Genomic DNA, 270 nt, shown 5'->3' with positions numbered 1-270 from the left:
ATGCGATCACCGGCGAGCGGCGATACACGGTGGTCGAGCCGGTCGGCGACAGCGGCTGGAGCCTGCTGGTGGCGCAGTCGTACGAGCTCATCACTCAGCGCCTCAACACCGCGCTATGGACGCTGGCCGCCGTAGGCGCGCTGCTGGCGCTGGTGTGCATGCTGGTGGTGCGGAAGCTGGCGCGCCATATCAGCCAGCCGGTGGAACGGCTGTCGGCCTCGGCCACCCGCCTGGCCGAAGGCGACTACGCGATGCCGGTGCCCTATGTGG

Annotated in this window: 1 protein-coding gene; it reads left to right on the top strand. The window is 69.6% G+C overall.

Translation table 11 applies throughout. From position 1 onward, the window contains the following. Nucleotides 1-68: 68 nt before the first annotated feature. A partial coding sequence (locus OH705_RS27480; protein ID WP_323873508.1) for a HAMP domain-containing protein occupies nt 69-270 on the top strand: 202 nt, incomplete at its 3' end.

Source organism: Pseudomonas sp. BJa3, from assembly GCF_026343815.1.
Taxonomy (GTDB): domain Bacteria; phylum Pseudomonadota; class Gammaproteobacteria; order Pseudomonadales; family Pseudomonadaceae; genus Aquipseudomonas; species Aquipseudomonas soli.
This window is presented reverse-complemented; position numbering and strand designations above follow the sequence as displayed.